The sequence below is a fragment of the Rothia sp. HMSC069C10 genome, from assembly GCF_001812205.1.
Taxonomy (GTDB): Bacteria; Actinomycetota; Actinomycetes; order Actinomycetales; family Micrococcaceae; genus Rothia; species Rothia mucilaginosa.
In genome coordinates, this window is record NZ_KV808301.1 from 11,326 (window position 1) to 28,145 (window position 16,820).

General features: G+C 58.2%; 9 protein-coding genes. 7 read left to right on the top strand and 2 right to left on the bottom strand.

The window, feature by feature from the left end; translation table 11 throughout:
* Positions 1 to 471: helix-turn-helix domain-containing protein (locus HMPREF2842_RS05115; protein ID WP_070643124.1), on the bottom strand; the 471-nt coding region annotated here is incomplete at its 3' end.
* A 523-nt stretch (positions 472 to 994) separates the two neighbouring features.
* Between HMPREF2842_RS05115 and HMPREF2842_RS05120 the strand changes: the two genes are divergently transcribed.
* The 5 genes from HMPREF2842_RS05120 to HMPREF2842_RS05140 all read left to right on the top strand — a co-directional run bounded on the left by HMPREF2842_RS05120 (position 995) and on the right by HMPREF2842_RS05140 (position 11,177).
* The gene (locus HMPREF2842_RS05120; protein ID WP_083309210.1) at positions 995 to 2,398 is read left to right on the top strand and encodes a CRISPR-associated endonuclease Cas4/Cas1; all 1,404 of its coding nucleotides are present in this window, start codon (positions 995 to 997) and stop codon (positions 2,396 to 2,398) included.
* A 1,947-nt stretch (positions 2,399 to 4,345) separates the two neighbouring features.
* Positions 4,346 to 5,650, top strand: a complete 1,305-nt coding sequence (cas7u, locus tag HMPREF2842_RS05125; protein ID WP_049357613.1) for a type I-G CRISPR-associated RAMP protein Csb1/Cas7g — start codon at positions 4,346 to 4,348, stop codon at positions 5,648 to 5,650.
* Position 5,651: 1 nt separating this feature from the next.
* The gene (gene csb2 / locus HMPREF2842_RS05130) at positions 5,652 to 7,241 is read left to right on the top strand and encodes a type I-G CRISPR-associated protein Csb2 (RefSeq protein ID WP_070643127.1); all 1,590 of its coding nucleotides are present in this window, start codon (positions 5,652 to 5,654) and stop codon (positions 7,239 to 7,241) included.
* Complete coding sequence (cas3u, locus tag HMPREF2842_RS05135; RefSeq protein WP_070643130.1) at positions 7,234 to 10,113, top strand: type I-G CRISPR-associated helicase/endonuclease Cas3g; 2,880 nt, start codon at positions 7,234 to 7,236, stop codon at positions 10,111 to 10,113. Before csb2 ends, cas3u begins: the two co-directional genes overlap by 8 nt.
* Positions 10,113 to 11,177, top strand: coding sequence for an aldehyde dehydrogenase (locus HMPREF2842_RS05140; protein WP_070643132.1), 1,065 nt, complete (start codon positions 10,113 to 10,115; stop codon positions 11,175 to 11,177). Before cas3u ends, HMPREF2842_RS05140 begins: the two co-directional genes overlap by 1 nt.
* Before the next feature lie 154 nt (positions 11,178 to 11,331).
* Here the strand turns inward: HMPREF2842_RS05140 and HMPREF2842_RS05145 are convergent, their stop codons facing one another.
* Positions 11,332 to 12,114, bottom strand: a complete 783-nt coding sequence (locus HMPREF2842_RS05145; protein WP_083303625.1) for a nicotinamide mononucleotide transporter — start codon at positions 12,112 to 12,114, stop codon at positions 11,332 to 11,334.
* A gap of 488 nt (positions 12,115 to 12,602) precedes the next feature.
* On the opposite strand from HMPREF2842_RS05145, the gene HMPREF2842_RS05150 reads away from it, so the two are divergent.
* Together HMPREF2842_RS05150 and HMPREF2842_RS05155 are read left to right on the top strand one after the other, a co-directional pair.
* Positions 12,603 to 13,682: an S-layer homology domain-containing protein gene (locus tag HMPREF2842_RS05150; protein ID WP_070604703.1), complete on the top strand. Its 1,080-nt coding sequence runs from the start codon at positions 12,603 to 12,605 to the stop codon at positions 13,680 to 13,682.
* Positions 13,683 to 14,048: 366 nt separating this feature from the next.
* The coding region (locus tag HMPREF2842_RS05155) for a DUF5074 domain-containing protein (RefSeq protein WP_070643135.1) at positions 14,049 to 16,820 on the top strand (2,772 nt) is incomplete at its 3' end.

Consider the following 16,820-nt stretch of genomic DNA (forward strand, 5'->3'; position numbering starts at 1 on the left):
GGCAATCGATTTTTTTAGGTACGCCACCTGTGCCTCAAGCTTGCGCACACGCTCTTCGAGTTCCTCCTCACGCGTTGGTGGCACCGCCCGCACCGACCCCTTCGGCCTGCCCTTGGGTTTAGGTTTAAGCGCCTGCGCGCCGCCCTGGCGGTATAGCCTGCACCATTGCTTCAACGGTGTTGTGCTTGCAATACCGAAACGCATCATCGCTTCAGGCTTGCTCATTCCACCATCAACCACAGCCGCCGCTGCGGCGACCTTGGTCTCGTAGTCGTATTTGGTGTGCTTTACTCCCATGGCAAGAAGCCCGTCCTTCCCGATTGCGTGGTACATTTTCTGCCACTCTCTCACAGTCTCGGCGGACACACCAAGCCTGCTGGCGGTCAAACGATAGCCACGTCCCTTCTCAAACATTTGCGCTGCCTGTTCCCGAAGCAAACGGTCATGCCTTAATCCCAGATGCTCAGACATGAAAAGCCTCCCGTTTCTTGGACTTTAGTTTTGTTGTCCAAGAAACGGGAGGCAGTTCACACCCCAAATCCCCGAAATTTCCCTTCCTTATTGGAGGGGCTTTCATTGAGGCCTGATCTTGGCAGCAGTCACTGACCCGGTAGCGCATTTCCCTACAGTTTTGTAGGGACCTTCATTGAGGCGGGCGGCTCATCCCGGCTTGCGCGGGCAACACCTCAACCTTTCCTTTTTTGGAGGGGCTTTCCCTAACCTTTCTCTGCTCCGTTCGTGGACCCATCACAGTCCAGGAACGGAGCTTTTCCTTTTTCGCAGCGCAGGAAGCAACCAGGCTAAAACACCAGCCGCAAACCCCACCCGCCAGCTGCTACCCGCCTCATCCACACCTCCAAGCAGAAAACTCAACACGCCGACCCTGCGTCATAAACTCGCTGATAAGCCAAAACACCACACCGTGGTGCTACCCTCAAAACCAAGCAGTCAAAGCTGACTGCCCACCATATTCGCTCACACCAAGGAGACACCGATGTCTACCCCTTACAGTGCAGGCGACGAACTTCCTATCTCACTCGTCATGCACACCGTGTACTGCCCCCGCCGCGCATGGATTGAATCCAACGGTGAAAAGACCGACACCTCACAAATGCAAGAAGGGCAATCCGCCCACAAACGAGTCGACGACCCCAAAACATCCCGCGGCACGCAACAGCGCGCAGTCACGATCTCATCAACACGTCTCGGGCTCACCGGACGGTGCGACGCTATCGAACCCCAAGAAGACGGTTCTACCCGCATCATCGAATACAAAGCAACACCCGTACGCCGCAACGCCTCCGTCACACCAGCCCACAGGGTGCAGCTCGCCCTCCAAAAAATCTGCCTCGAAGAAGCTGGCGAAACCGTCAGTGAATGCGCGGTGCACTTCACCAACCACAACAAAACCGTGCCCGTCGACATCTCAGATGAAGACACCCGCACCGCAGAAGAATACGTACACACCACCCGCGCACTCATCGACAACCCGACAGCACCGCAACCCCTCGAAGACTCACCCCGCTGCAGCTGGTGCTCCCATATCTCCGTGTGTCTACCCGACGAATCCCACGGAAAAGAAAACATTACGCGCGTCGTCGCCAGCAACCCCGACAGCCAAGTAGCACACCTCACCACGCAAGGATCAAGAGCGACCGTCCAACAAGGGCGCCTCATCGTGCAGCACCTCGGCGAAACAACCAGCAGCGTACCCCTCGAACGTGTGCACAGCCTCGTTGTTCATGGAAACATTGACGTTTCCTCCGCGCTTCTACGAGAACTCATGTGGCGCAACTGCACCATTATCTGGTGCTCCAGCACCGGCCGAGTCTACGGCTGGTCCCAACCCGGGACCGGACCGAACGGCCTGGCCCGCGTGCAACAACACGTCCTCTCAGCGCAGGGGCACCTGCCTATAGCGAGTGCCATGATTGCCAGCAAAGTTGCAAACCAAGCGACCCTGCTACGCCGTAACGGCCACGCCGCAGATGTATGCCGCACCATGCGAGACATCCAGAAGCACACGCCGCAGGCTACCTCAATCCCGGAACTTCTCGGCCTCGAAGGTGAAGCCGCCTCGCTCTACTTCGGCAACTTCGCAACCATGCTCAAAGAAGACGCACTCGCCGAACTCGGCTGGACCTGGGCCGGGCGGCGCGCCAAACTGGCCAAGCTCATTCTCAGTTATGGGGACCGAATTCAGTACAGCGTTTTCATTGTGGATGCAGCCCCCGCCAAGGTTCGACGCATCAAAGACGAAGTTCAGGAACTTATCGATCCGGACGAGGATTCGGTGCTCTTCTGCGACCTGGGGCTGCTGGCCCGGCTTGACGAGCCGACCTTCAGCTACATTGGCCGTGCGCGAGAGGTGACCGAATCGGATGCGCTCATTCTCTAGCAGTGCGATGCTCATTTGCTAGCGAGGCGTGGCAGGGGAGCGGAGGAATGACGAGTTCGATTGCGGACAGGTAGTAGAGGTGGGGATAATGACCTTTGGAGGCTTTGTCTGTCTCCGCGAGAACCTGGCACGTGACGTAATCTTGGCGTGTCGCTCGCGTGATGTTTTGGCTTGTCAATAGTGTTTAAAGGCCTGATTGGCTGCTTGGGTATACATTGATTTCCCGCCTTCTGGCGGGGACTTTCATTGAGGCAAGCAATTTGTCACGTCCTGGCTTCACGCAGGCCCATTTCCCTGCCTTTGGGCGGGGACTTTCATTGAGGTGGCGACATGGAAGCCTACCACTACATCGCAGGCGCCATTTCCCTGCTTTCAGGCGGGGACTTTCATTGAGGCATGCAGCGCGTGGACTCGGGCGAAACCCTCTTCTTAATTTCCCTGCCTTCGGGCGGGGACTTTCATTGAGGCTTTGGTGGAGCGCGGGCCTATTTCTCGCCCTGGCGCGAAATTTCCCCGCCTTCGGGCGGGGACTTTCATTGAGGCAGGGACTAGCGGTTTTAGGGGTGGCTGCAGAGGGTCATTTCCCCGCCTTCGGGCGGGGACTTTCATTGAGGCAAAAACTTTAAGCCTATGCACCTTGGGCTTACCCCGATTTCCCTGCCTTCGGGTGGGGACTTTCATTGAGAGGGGTAGGTGGCGCCGCCAGCTTATTTCTCCACCTTTGGATGACGATGCTGCGGTAGACACAGATACTGCGTGATGTACACTTTGGATACGTAATCTGCGAGAATCTCGTGCCATAGCAGTTTCTACTACGCCATAACATGCTAGTTTTAGCTAGCTATTTCTTCATCTCCGGGTGGGGACTTTCATTGAGGCAATGTATTCCTAAAATATATTTCCTATCATTATCCGATTTCTCCACCATGGGTGGGGTTTTCGTTATGGTTCTGAACGCGAATTGGGAAGTCTCACGCGGGTTACGTAGCCCCGTTCTGGAAACCAGATTGGTTTCTAGACCGGGGCGCTTCGTCTTTAAAACATGAAGATGGGCTAGGCGCGGCACACACTGTAGATTCCTCTTGCTCGCTATCTGAGTCTGAAATGACCAAATCGGATGCGCGTAATCTGTAACAGCGCTATGGTGAAGTCATGAGCCGAGAAGAGAGCCGATTGCGTCGTAGAGGAGAGGTAGGGATAATGGAGGAACAGCTGATATTCCAGAGGCTTCTCGTGCTTCTTTCCTGAGCAAATCTCTACCGTGCTGTATAGCCCGAGCTTTCATTGAGGGATTAAAATTTTTTGGGAAGCCTTTATTGCTGTTATCTTCTCCTGCGATGGAAATCGCCGGAGCTTTCTCTAAAAATTTGACCCTTCGCTGGTAATTTTACTGGCGGAGGGTCAAATATTTATATATTAAAATTTTTTGGGAAGTTCGAAGGGGGTTTGTCTGGGTGCAATCTTAATGCTATGGTTGAGACATCAACTGGTTTGGAGATTGCTTCAGTAACTCACTGGAGTAGCTCTAGCCCCAACCTTGGAGGTGAAGGATATGGTCCGACTACTCACAAGAAGTAAAAAGCCGCCCGCTACGCGAAGCGCAACGGGCGGCTTTTGTTCAAAATAGTGAAACCGCATCAAGCGGTGGTTATGCCTGTTGCCGCAGACATAACCTAATCAGTATACCGGCAGTACGGAGGGGCCTCCCAATCTGCCTGCATACTGACCGCTTGTGTGGCTACGCTATACCTTCTATACCCTGTGCTGTCACCACCCAAAACACGGGATGTGACAGCACAGGGGAAGAAGGAAACGGCACACCGAATCAGTGACGTGACGAAAACACGCGCACTATTCGGGAAAGCAAGGTAGCTTAAAGCTATACAAGTAAACGTGCACGTCCAACGCATCGAAGCAAACGTGCACCCAATATATAAGGAGACAACCATGTCCCAGAACGTGATCACCCTCGCCGACCTTATCGAGAACGTCAAGCTCGGCGGCGGCTCCGTCATCACCTCCATCACCGAACTCGAACCCGCAGCAGGCCCCCACGCATCCGTGGCACCCGCCAAGTTCGTTGATGACAAGAAGTCCGTCTTTGCCTACGAAACCCGCTACATCGTAGAGAAGCCTGAAGGTCAGGACGAACCCAAGAAGGAAGAAGATTCCAAGGACGCCGAGAAGGCTGTCAAGGGCAAGCCTCAGACCGTCGTCCTCATCGACAGCAAGCAGTCCGAACTCAACCGCGCAGAAGCCGCCATCGAACAGGGCCGCCAGTACGGCGACGAAGCAGCCGTCAAGATTCCCCGCGCCGTCGTCACCTACCAGACCGAAAACGGCCCCGTCGAATACACCGACATGGAGCTCTCCCACCGCGTCTTCGACGGCCACTTCCGCGCCGGCACCATCGATGGTGAGCATGTCACCGAAAACGAACAGTACCGCGCACTGCGCAACTGCACCCCCGCAGACATGAGCGCACTGCTCAACACCGCCCCCGCAGCACTCCTCTTCGGCGCATGGGATTCCACCCGCAAGAGCAACCAGGTTCGCCTGCGTAGCGCCCTCGTCGGTGAAATCATCGGCGTTCTCGCAGACCAGGATCCTGGTGCTGAACACCGACAGGCACGCCGTGGCGGCGCCCGCGTCGACGCCGTAGCCGCCAGCGTAAAGCTTGCTCCCAAGGATATGGAATCATTGGTCAACGACCAGGAAGCGGAACTGAGCCCCAAAAACATTAAGAAGAACCGTGATGCAATCGCGACTGCTTCCAAGGCAAAGAACAAGGATGCCGCTCACGTATCGGCCTCTGGTATCGGCCTGGGTAGCATCCCGCCCTCGCTCGAAGAAACCGGCGCCGTCGCATGCCGTCGTATCATCCGTTCCTGGGTTCTGAGCCTCGCCACCCTGCGTCAGCTGCGTTTCGGTCAGGACGAGACCAAGAATGTTGCCGCGCGTGCACTTCTTGCCGCACTTGGCCTCAACGCTATTGCCCGTGCGGAGCGTGAACTCTACATCCGCGCTAACTGCGACCTGATTGAATCCGCCGCACCCGTTGTCACCCTCGACCAGCGTTTCGGTGAGAAGAAGCCCTTCGCGCCCCTGACCGTTGAAGACACCGACCAGCTGCTCCTCGAGGCTATCGAGAATGCCAAGAAGGCTGGCGTGGCTGACTGGAATGGCCAGACTTTCAACGTCGAGGGTAACTCCATCATCATCAAGAACGCCACCGCGGAGGACGCTGAATAATATGACGAACCTCGGAATTCTCGCGAGGTTCCCGCTCGGTGTATACCAGGGCCACAAGGCGGACGGAAGCCCCGACGCCTTCCCCGACCCTGCCCGCTTGCAGGCCGCGCTCCTCAGCGCGGCCGCGCAGGGACCTCACGCAATTATCGAAAACGGGCGGCTTGCCCCCTCGGAAGAATCTCTCAAGGCTCTCAAATGGCTTGAAGAGAATCCTCCGAGCGGGTTGCAGCTTCCCGACATGTGCCCCGTGTACCGCTCACCCAACAAGATGAGCCGATTCATGTACCGAGAAGTGGCATATTCAGAGAAGGATGGGCGGCAGACCGAGCGTCGCGCCGTATCCGACGGCTGGGCAGTATCCGACACCATCGGCTGGCAGTACGATAAGGTACCCGCAGACATCGCGGAAACCATCACCCAGCTCTGTGGCGAAGTACCCTCCCTCGGAGAAGCCAGCAGCTTCACCGCCCTCTACACCGGAGACGTGGAACCCACCCACACCATCGACACCAAGTCGGGCCCCTTCGAAGCAGGCGGTATGCCCGTCCGCGTACCCGTACCCGGTCGAATCAACGCGCTCATGCGTGCTCATGCAGAAGCGTACCCCGCCAAGGTTCCCACCAAGGCAGGCGACAAGACCGCAGCGAGCGACACGATGCGCCCCTCATCGGTACCCACCGCAGGCCTAGGATCCATCAAGTACCAGCCTGTGGAGGCTGAAACCTCCACCAGCCCCTGGGAATACTTGTGGCTCCTCGAAGTAGACGGTGAAGAGCTGAAGCCCGAACAGTACGTCAAGGCATGCTCCCTGCTGCACAAGGCTCTCGTAGCTGCCGCAGGATTCGGCGCGCCCAGCCTCATCACCGGCAGGTACCCCAAGGGTCACAAGCCGGCCAACAGCCTGGCGCTGCAGTACCTGCCTTCCCGCTACCTGCCCGACTATCTGCGTCGTGAGGTGAAGTCTAAGGGAGTCCTGCTCGTTTTGGTCCCGGCAAGCGCCCCGACCGATGAAGCTGTAGAACTCGGTATCGCGCTCAGGAGCGTAGAAACCCTCTACGCTCAGGATTTCCCCCGACTGACCGTGAAGCTTCGCCAGAAGCGTCTGCCCGCGCAGGGTTTCTGGGATGCTCCCAAGACCGGGTACAAGCGTCTGTGGCGTACCCTCAGCGCGGCCGTTCCCGAATCGCGCGTTTTCAACCGCCCGAAGAAGACTGAGACGAAGGCCTGGACCTTTGCTGACGCCGCTCTGCTTTCCATGGCTTATGTGTGGCGTGACAGCTTCGAAGCACCCGAGGCTGAAACCTCACGTGAACGAATTCGTAGCTTGAGGGACCAGGTCGCTAAAAAGGCTGAGGCCAAGGTTCTGGAAGCCCACCGTGTAACCCAGAACCCCGCCGCCTACGCCTACAAGCTGCCCCGTACTCTGCCCGCAGAGCCGTGGCGCGGCGTCGTAGACCTCGGCAACCTGGCAACGGACACGACCCTCGTAGCCATCGGCCAGTCCCGCCACATGGGCGGCGGTCTGTTGGTTCCGTTCGACGTGCCCACCGAAGAATACGACCGCCGTAAGAAGGAGGAAGAACATGACTAGCCCCGCTACCACGTTGCCCTCCATCACTCGTGATGAGTTCGGTGAGTTCTTTGCCGCGCTTGATGCCGGGCTTGATGCCGCACTTAACAGTGCACCTAACGAAGCACCCAAGGAAAAGCAAAAGCGCTACCCCTTCAGCTGGCAGGAAGAGGTACTCGACCACATTTGCGAGCACGGCGTATGGCCGGAACGTATTAACGCGCCGACCGGCTCCGGTAAGTCCTCCGTGGTGGATATCCACCTCTTCGCGAATGCGCTCGCCGCAGTTGGCGCCGCGCCGCGCGTTCCCCGTCGCCTCTGCGTGACCGTGGGACGTCGTGCGCTGGTCGATAGCCAGGCAACCCGTGCCGACAAGATTCTCGAATGTATGGAGAAGGCACTCGCTGATGAATCCGGCGAGCCCGGTATTCTGCGTAGGGTTGCGGAAGCTCTCCAGAGCTTCCAGACCCGCAACAACGAGAAGGGGAGCAAACCCTTCGAGACTGGTCACATCCGTGGCGAACTCTCGAACCGCAACCTGCCGGTCACCGACATTTCGGCCTGCGCAATCATTGCCGCAACCCCGGATATGTACGGTTCGCGAGCGCTCTTCCGCGGCTACGGTAGCACCAAGGCTGCCCGCCCGCGTGAGACCGCCCTGCTGACCATGGACACCGTCATGGTGCTCGACGAGGCACACATGAACCGTCAGCTGCTGCATACCACTCAGCGTATTGCCGAGTTGCAGAAGCGCGAGGTCAACCTGGGCGTTCCCACCCTGCAGGTGGTTGAGACGACCGCTACTCCCTCGACTGAGGACAGCGATTCGACCACCCTGGGCGTTGACATTGAGGCTCTCGATAAGCCGAATGATAAAGAGCTGCGCAATCGTGTCTACTCGCATAAGGAACTGGTGCTCCACCCCATTGATAAGTGGGATGGCAAGCCCGGTAACGCTGCGACCGTGAATGCTGCTGTGGGCGCCATTAAGGATTTCCTTGCCCACCGTGAGGCGGGTGAAGACTCCAAGGAAGCCCACACTGTTGGTTGTATCGTCAACCATGTGCGGACGGCTATCTCTATCAAGGAGAAACTCGTTAAGGATAAGGTGTTTGGAAAGGAGGAAGAGGTTCAGCTTCTCGTAGGACGCATGCGCCCGTACGACCTGAAAAAGTTGCACCCCGATCTCTTCACTACCGAAGGCGATGAGTCCGTGAAGGTTGTTGTGGCCACCCAGACTCTTGAAGTCGGTGTTGACGTTGACTTTGCTGACCTGGTGACCGAGCTGGCTCCTGCTTCTTCCTTGGCGCAGCGCTTCGGACGTGTTAACCGTCTGGGCCACCGTACGGATTCCAAGGTCGTCGTTATTGAGCCTGCGAGCGGTGACTCGGTAAAGAAGGACGCGCCTCCCTACAAGGCGGTCGACCTGAGCAATGCGTATGCATGGCTCGAGGCTCTCAACGGTACTGAGAATCCGTCGGTGAACCCCGCCGCAATGGTGAAGAACCCGCCGGTACAGTCCTCCCCGGAGCGTCTGCTCTACCAGCGCCCGGAATGGCCTGACCTGCTGGAATTCTCGCGTACCGACGAGAATCCCTACGATGAGCCGGACCTTGACCTATGGCTGCACGACTCCCTGGATGCAGAAACCGCAATGGGCGGTGTTATCGTGCGCGATAACCTGCCGAGCAACACTTCTGCCGCCATGGAGATTCTCAAGACCAGCTACTTTGCACCGAGCGACCTGGAGACCTTCCCTGCGAATCTGAAGATTCTCCAGGAGATTCTGGACTACCAGGATGAGCACGGCGTGAAGCCGCGTAAATTCCTTTACCGTCAGGGTGAAATTTCCCTGTGGCAGGATGCTGACCATGGGGAAGAGAGCCGTCAGTCGTTGGCTCCTGGTGACGTTCTGCTTCTTGACATGGGCAGTGTTCCGTTCACGAACCAGGGCATTGCCGTGACTCAGCGTGAGTTGCCTTCTAAGAAGGACGAGCTGAAGGCTGTGCCCTTCCTCCTGAAGGCTGTGTCCTTCCTCGATGATGCCGAGCTCTACGTGGCCGAGCTCTACGTGTATGAGAAGTGCGCGGACCGTGAGGAACGCTTCAGGAAATACCTGGGTCTCTCGCCTGAAGAGGTAGCGGAACTGCTCGACGCTCAGAGCGCGGACGGTAAGAAGAAGATGATTGCTTCTGAACTTACTACCGAGGCTGAGGACGGTCAGGAAGTTATCGCCTGGTACGCCGTTGTGACCGACGAAGAGTTTGTTGAAGGTTCCGATATCGCTCAGGAACTGGCCCCGGCTGGTCCCGTTCTTCTGGACGACCACCAGAACGATGTTGCTGAGCGTACCCGCCAGCTTGCCGAGAACCTCGGCCTGGCACCGGAATTCTCGGAGGCCCTGGAACTGGCGGCAAAGTACCACGACGAGGGCAAACGCGACCTGCGCTTCCAGCAGATGCTAGGTGCAGATGCGGAGACGGGCGCGCTCGCGAAGAGTGGCCGCCGTTCCGTGGCAGAGGCGTACCGTGCCCGTAGCCGTAGCGCCCTGCCGAGGGGCTGGCGTCACGAGCAGCTGTCCGCGCTCATGGTTGCCGCCTCGCCCGAAAAGGTGGGGGAGCACCGCGACCTAGTATTGCGCATCATTGGCTGCAGTCACGGTCACGGCCGGTTCTCCTTCGCTCACGACGCAGGCTTCCTGCTCAAGGAAGGCTACCTGCCCGAGGGAACGGACTACGAAGCGCTCAAGGAACAGGCGACCCGACTCTTCAACGTCGGCTACTGGGATAACCTCATGGAGCAGACGAGCCGCACCTACGGCCCGTACGCTACTGCCTACCTTGAGGCCGTCGAACGCGCAGCAGACGCCCAGATTTCACGGGAGGGACACTAATGGCAACGCTGACTATTGCCGGTGACTACACCTCGGCATTGACCCATTTTGCCCTCTACGGGCTGTCCCTGATGGCTGAGCAGAAGCACCCCGGAACCGTCACTGTCAGTTGGTCTCAGGAAGGTCAGCCGCGTGCCCAGATGCATGCTGAAGGCGTGTCAGAAGAAGAAATTGCCGAGTGCGTGCACTCCTACGTTTCTTCTCTGGCCGCTGAAGACAGCTGGGTGAACGTCGACCAGTCCTACGGTGCGGGTAAGGAAGCTGCTGTTTTCTCCCCGTTCTCCCCGCGTATTCGAGGAATCGACGCGGAGAAGTACCCGGACGACTGGGCTTCTCACCAGAAGACCCGACAGGCTCATCTGGACGCGCTGATGGAACGTGATGACCTGCTGTCTCTGCTCTGGATCTCCGGCCTGGGTGAACCTTCCTACTGGCGTTTTGAATCCAAGGCACCTCGCCCGGATCACGGCGCGTCTCGCTGGGAGATGAAGACCCGCAACAAGGGCCAGGAATTCGTCAAGGACCGCCTGCGCCTGATGTGCGCGGATCTGGCAACCTGGGAACCTTCTGCGATGCTCAGCGGTATTACCGGGCAGACCCTGTACGACTCGCTGGATAATAAGCCGGAATCCCGAACCGGAACCGGCTTCACCGTCCCGCAGCCGACGGACACCGCGCTCGCATTCTGTGCCCTGGTGGGTATTGCGAACTTCCCGGTGATTCACCAGATCCACCGGATTGGTGTAACCCCCGGTGCGTACCCGTACAACGCTTTGCACCCGCGGCTCATGGTTCTTCCGGTATCCTCCGGAAGGGTTACGCCTGCCCGGTTGCGAACCGTGCTGCGCAGCCACCCCTACCGTAGGGTGGTTGACGAGGTCGGTAAGGCGATGGAACGCGGTTCCTTGAGCTCTGACATTTTCGTGTCCGAGCTGGCGGATGAGAAGGCGATTCTTCGTGAGAAGGGCGTTCAGGCGTTTGTTGCTTTCCCCATCGCGAAGGTGGGTAGTGACTCGGCTCCTGAACGTCAGGTTCTGAAGGGTAGCGCGATTCCGCTGGGCTAACCTAGCCGCTTATAGGAGCGGGCAAATATGCCCGCACAATGCAGAGGAGGGGCCCTCCGGTCGTATTGCCGGAGGGCCCCTCCCTCTACTTATTATGAGTGTCTACATATCGCTGGGTGGATATGCGGTAGCTGGTGCGCTAGGGAACTGCCCTTTACGCCACCGCCACGGTACCCTTGGCTGCGGTGCCGCTTCGGGTCCACAGCAGGAGCGCTGCCACGCTGTTGATGATGTAGAAAATGTATTTGCCGACGTTCGCGAAGTTGCCCTGAGTCAGCGCCTTGATGCACTGCACGGTGTTGTACGCGAACCAGAACTGCCACTGCATCGTCAGCTTCAGTGCGTTCAGAATGTTCGCTGACAGGGACAGGCCAAACACTGCGGTCGTGATCCAGAACAGGAACGAGGTCTTGCCATCGTAACCGACATTGTTCGCAATCAGATAGTAACCGACATAGTTCGCAATCAGGGAGAACGCGAACGAACCGACCACAATGCCGCTAATAATCAGCTGGCCCTTCTTGCCGGTCGGCGGTTCCATCGCCTTGCCGCGTTCGGAGTTCTGCCACCTACGAATCGCGAAGGTGTACACGATGAACGTGACCGGGTAGGTGATGATTGCTGCCTTGTTGCCCAGAATGTAATCAATCGCGCCAGACAGTGCCGTGTTAATAATGCCGAGCACGTTGCCGATGTTTGAGAGGCGGCCGGTCAGGCGGGTAGACATCATTGAAATACCCACGTTAATCACGGAAATTACGCCGAGGGGAATGAAGTTCGTGATTGGGCCCCAGTCGACGTATTTAGCGAGGCTGGTGCCCAGGTATCCTGAGGCGATTGCGATGGCGATAACCAGTGCCACGCCGAAGATGTCGGCGTACTTGGACTTGGCGAAGAAGAGGAGGGCCTTCTCGATTGAGAATTCCTTGGCCTCCATGGGTAACTCCTTTGTTGAGAATATAGGAACAGTGATAGGGTACCAATAACTATAACTCTTTGAAAAGGGGTTGAATTGGCGTGTCACACATAAAACTTCAGAAACCCACATATTCCACATCTCGGAACACCGCGGCATTGGGTAATTCAAAATCACCCCATCAAAAACCCATACCAACTTCCGGCAAACTTTGCCAGATAACGCCCCTACTTCGTTGAACACCGAAAATGGGCGTAAAATCACCGCCGTTTCGTCTTCGCTTTAAAGGGGACCTTAAGGTACGCTAGATGACTGGGTCAGGGAACCGTGCCGGTCTCACTCACCGCGCATCCGCCCGACAGACACCCGCACCCCGGTATGCTACGTCTCACTCACGCACACAGGGGAGGGAACCCAACGTATCGGCCTCACTCACCGTTTACGCCGCTGTCCGCGCATCCTGCCACCCGTAACTCACTCAACTCAAACAAGAACTGAATAGGACAATCATGCCCTTGCTTACCCATCGACTCTCACGACGATTCTTCGTAAAGGGTGCTTCCGCTGCCGCCGCTGCAGGCGCACTGACCCTGCAGGCACAGGCCGCTCAGGCTGACGAAGCTCCCGCAAACCTTGCCCCGGCAACCGAGGAAACTAAAGGCCCGCGCCTCGTTATTCAGCGTGCCACCATCACTGAAACCGGTATGACCGTCAACTACACTGCACACGGTCTGCGCGAATTCCTCACCGAAGGCACCACCCTGACCGTACGCCACGGCTACGTTCGTAACGACTCTTTCGAAACTCTGCGCTCCTGGCCGCTCACCCCCGAATTTGACGGTGACGCTGACAGCTTCAGCGGTAGCGACCAGTTCCCCATCGAGCTGATGCAGGGTGAGGGTGTCGAGCACGCCCTGCAGCTGGATATTTGCTCCGACCCGTGGGGTCAGGAGGTTACCCACCAGATTGCTGCGCGCATTCCCGTGGCTGAGACTAAGATCCTGAAGACCTCTTTCGAGGACGTTCCGGATAGCCACCCGTTCGCTGAGGATATCCGCATGGCGAACCAGAAGAAGTGGCTGATGCCGAACCCGCAGTCTGGCGCGTTTGAGCCGGACCGCCCTGTGACCCGTGAGGAGCTCATTGCTCTGCTGAACCACGCTGCAGGTCACGCTGGCGTGAGCGAAAACTCGGATGTTGCACCCTTTGCGGATGCGGCAGGCCGCCCGACCGCGAACGCGCTGCACTGGGCTCGTGACCGCAAGATTACCGAGCCGCTCACTGGTGGCGACAAGATTGACCCGACCGCACCGGTTTCTCACGAGGAGCTGGCGGCTGCGCTGTTCCAGTACAACGCGGAGGTTCAGCTGACTGAAATGAACGAGGCTGCTGGTTCTCGTTTCCGCGACGTGCTCGGTGCCGGTACTCTGCACCGTTACGTTGCGTGGGCTGGCGCGAACGATATCGTGCTGGATTCTTCGGGTGTGTTCAACCCGACCGCGCCGACTACTCGCGCGGAGCTGGCTCGTTTCATTCGCCGCTACAAGCTGCAGAACCTGCTGTTCACTGACTTCTCGTATGTCTCCTAATTTTTAGTCACCTCGGCACCGTCTGTTGGGGTGTGTGGAACCCCCGTCTTCTGGCTTTTGCTGGAGGCGGGGGTTTTGCCATGTCCCGTATTGCCGCTTCTCGGGGAGTTTTAGTGACAGGCTGTGCCTGGCATATGAAATTTTGCGTTATATATGCCTAAAATCTTGCAAAATCCTGTGCGCTAAGTAAGTATTACCTAGAAGGTAAGTTAAAGGTTGCCTTACTTAATACTGTGTGAAGACTAGTTTCCTTCCTCGTGGGCCCATGAAACCCACACCAAAGAGCAGGAAAAACGCGGCGCCTCACCACCCATCGGTGGGGGAGAGACGCACCTTCACACACCACCCACGAAAAAGGACATACATATGAACCTCGCTTCAAGCAAGGCATTCAAGGGCCTCGCCGTTGGATCGCTGGCACTGGCAATTTCCGGCGTTGCCACCATCCCCGCATCGTTCGCGGCAGACTCCACCCCGGCGGCAAGCCAGAGCACTGACGCTCGCACCATCACCGACAAGGCGATGGCAAAGATCACCCAGGGCCTGCCCGGTCAGTTCCAGGTCGCATACTCCAAGAAGACCAACAAGATTTGGGTTGCGGGCACCGCTGACCGCGACAAGCACGTTTCTACTATCGCTCGTATTGACGCGAACTCCCTGAAGATTGAGGCAGTCGCCGAGCTGCCCATCGTCAAGAACGACAAGGGCTACCAGTACGACGCAGCTTACGGCATCACCGTTGACGATGTAGACGGTACCGTCTGGGTTACCAACACCACCGACAACTCCGTGTCCGTGTACGATCAGGCAACGATGCAGCAGGTCTGGACCACCGCGGGTATCGCAGAGACCGACCCGAACTGGATTGAGCACCCCCGCTCCGTTCTGGTTGACCACGAGTCCGGCAAGGCGTTCGTGACCGGCCGCTTCTTCGTATCCGCTATCGACCTGAAGACCAAGCAGGTTGAGAAGATCCAGCTCGAAGGCGCACCCGACGGCGGCACCCGCTACATCAGCATGAACATCCTGGTTGATGGCGGTAAGCTGTACGTTCCCGAGCGTACCGGCGGCAAGATTTTCGTCATCGACACCAAGACCTTCAAGGTAGAGAGCAGCTTCGACACCAAGGGCAACGCTGAGGGTGAGGTTCGCCCCTCCGACATCGCGATTGACCACTCCCAGAACGAAATCTACGTCTCCTCCCAGGGTGTGAAGGGCGCGAACTCCGGCGTGTCCATCTACGATGCGACCACCCACGAGTTCAAGAAGTTCATCCCGGTCGGCACCCAGGCACTCGCCCTGGACAATGACGAGGCGAATGACCTGGTGTACGTCTCTGACTTCGGCACCGGCAAGGTCGGCGTGATTGACGGCGGCGCGGCGGACAAGCTGATTGCCGAGGTCGCCATGAACGGCGGCAAGGCAAACGACCTGGTTGTGCTGCCCAACGGTTCCGTGGTCGCTGTGGACAAGCAGGCTGGCGCAACCGCAACCGTGCCCTACGTCCTCGACGGTACCACCGGTACCGTCAGTACCTCCAGCCAGGTCACCAGCAAGCCTTCTAAGGACAAGCAGGGCAACGAGGTTCCCGCCAAGACCTCCGAGATTCAGGCGAACTCCATCCTGAAGTTCAAGGTCACCGCAACCGCGGGCGACAACTCCGAGGTCAAGCAGGTCACCCCCGAAACCCGCGAGTTCCAGGGCTACCCGGCAACCGCCACCAAGACCACCAAGGCAACCGACACCACCACCCCCTCCACCGAGGCACACCGCACCGTGGATGCATCCGGTAGCGTTGCAAACATCATTCAGGGTCTGCCCGGCCAGTTCCAGGTTGGCTACTCCAAGAAGAACCACAAGCTCTTCGTGCCCACCGTGGGTGCGCGCGGCAATCTTGCTTCCTCCCTGGCGCGCGTGGATGCAGACACCCTGCAGACCGAGGCATTCGCCGAGCTGCCCGTCAAGCAGAACGACAAGGGCCAGTACGGCTACACCTCCGCGTACGGCGTGACCGTCGATGACGTGGACGGCACCGTCTGGGTCACCAACACCACCGACAACTCCGTGGCAGTGTACGATCAGCAGACCCTCAAGCTCATCTGGACCAACGAGGGCGTGAAGAAGGACGACCCGAACTGGATTGAGCACCCCCGCTCCGTTCTGATTGACCACGAGTCCGGTAAGGCGTTCGTGACCGGTCGCTTCTTCGTCTCCGCTATTGACCTGAAGACCAAGCAGGTTGAGAAGATTCAGCTCGAAGGCGCACCCGACGGCGGCACCCGCTACATCAGCATGAACCTGTTCCTCGATGGCGGCAAGTTGTACGTGCCCGAGCGCACCGGCGGCAAGCTCTTCGTCGTGGACACCAAGACCTTCAAGGTTGAGAAGACCATCCAGACTCAGGGTGAGGATTCCACCGTTGAGGTTCGCCCCTCCGACGTTGCTGTGGACCACTCGCTGAATGAGATTTACGTATCTTCCCAGGGTGTGAAGGGCGTCAACTCCGGTATCTCCGTGTACGACCTGACCACCGGCGAGTTCAAGAAGTTCGTCAAGTTCGGCACCCAGGCGCTCGCTCTGGAGCATGATGAGGACCGCGACCTGGTGTACGTGACCGACTTCGGTACCGGCAAGGTGGCTGTCTTCGACGGCCGCGCTGACGAGGTCATCGGTGAGGTCGAGATGAACGGCGCAGCCGCAAACGACGTGACCCTGCTCAAGGACGGCTCCGTGCTGGTCCTCGATAAGAAGGACCGCGACGAGAAAGTGACCCTGCCCTACGTGCTCAACGGCACCACCGGCGAGATCAGCACCGCCAGCGAGTACACCACCCTGCCCACCAAGGACCGCCAGGGTAACGACGTTCCCGCATCGGTTCAGCAGCTGAAGGCTAACTCGATTCTGAAGTTCAAGGTTGGCCTGAAGGACACCGACGCGAGCGCAGCTCCGGTGGGTATCACCCCGACTTCGCTTCAGTTTGCGGGTTACCCGACGGTGACCGGTGTGAAGGCTGAGGAGTCGAAGCCTGCTGACCCGAAGGCTGAGGACAAGAAGCCTGCAGATCCGAAGCCTGCTGACCCGAAGCCTGCAGATCCGAAGCCGGCAGATCCGAAGCCGGCTGACCCGAAGCCGGCTGAC

Coding starts and splice junctions, on each gene's coding strand:
- HMPREF2842_RS05120 (WP_083309210.1), top strand. CDS start 995: ATGTCTACCCCTTACAGTGCAGGCGACGAACTTCCTATCTCACTCGTC.
- HMPREF2842_RS05140 (WP_070643132.1), top strand. CDS start 10,113: ATGGCAACGCTGACTATTGCCGGTGACTACACCTCGGCATTGACCCAT.
- HMPREF2842_RS05145 (WP_083303625.1), bottom strand. CDS start 12,114: ATGGAGGCCAAGGAATTCTCAATCGAGAAGGCCCTCCTCTTCTTCGCC.
- cas7u (WP_049357613.1), top strand. CDS start 4,346: ATGTCCCAGAACGTGATCACCCTCGCCGACCTTATCGAGAACGTCAAG.
- HMPREF2842_RS05150 (WP_070604703.1), top strand. CDS start 12,603: ATGCCCTTGCTTACCCATCGACTCTCACGACGATTCTTCGTAAAGGGT.
- cas3u (WP_070643130.1), top strand. CDS start 7,234: ATGACTAGCCCCGCTACCACGTTGCCCTCCATCACTCGTGATGAGTTC.
- csb2 (WP_070643127.1), top strand. CDS start 5,652: ATGACGAACCTCGGAATTCTCGCGAGGTTCCCGCTCGGTGTATACCAG.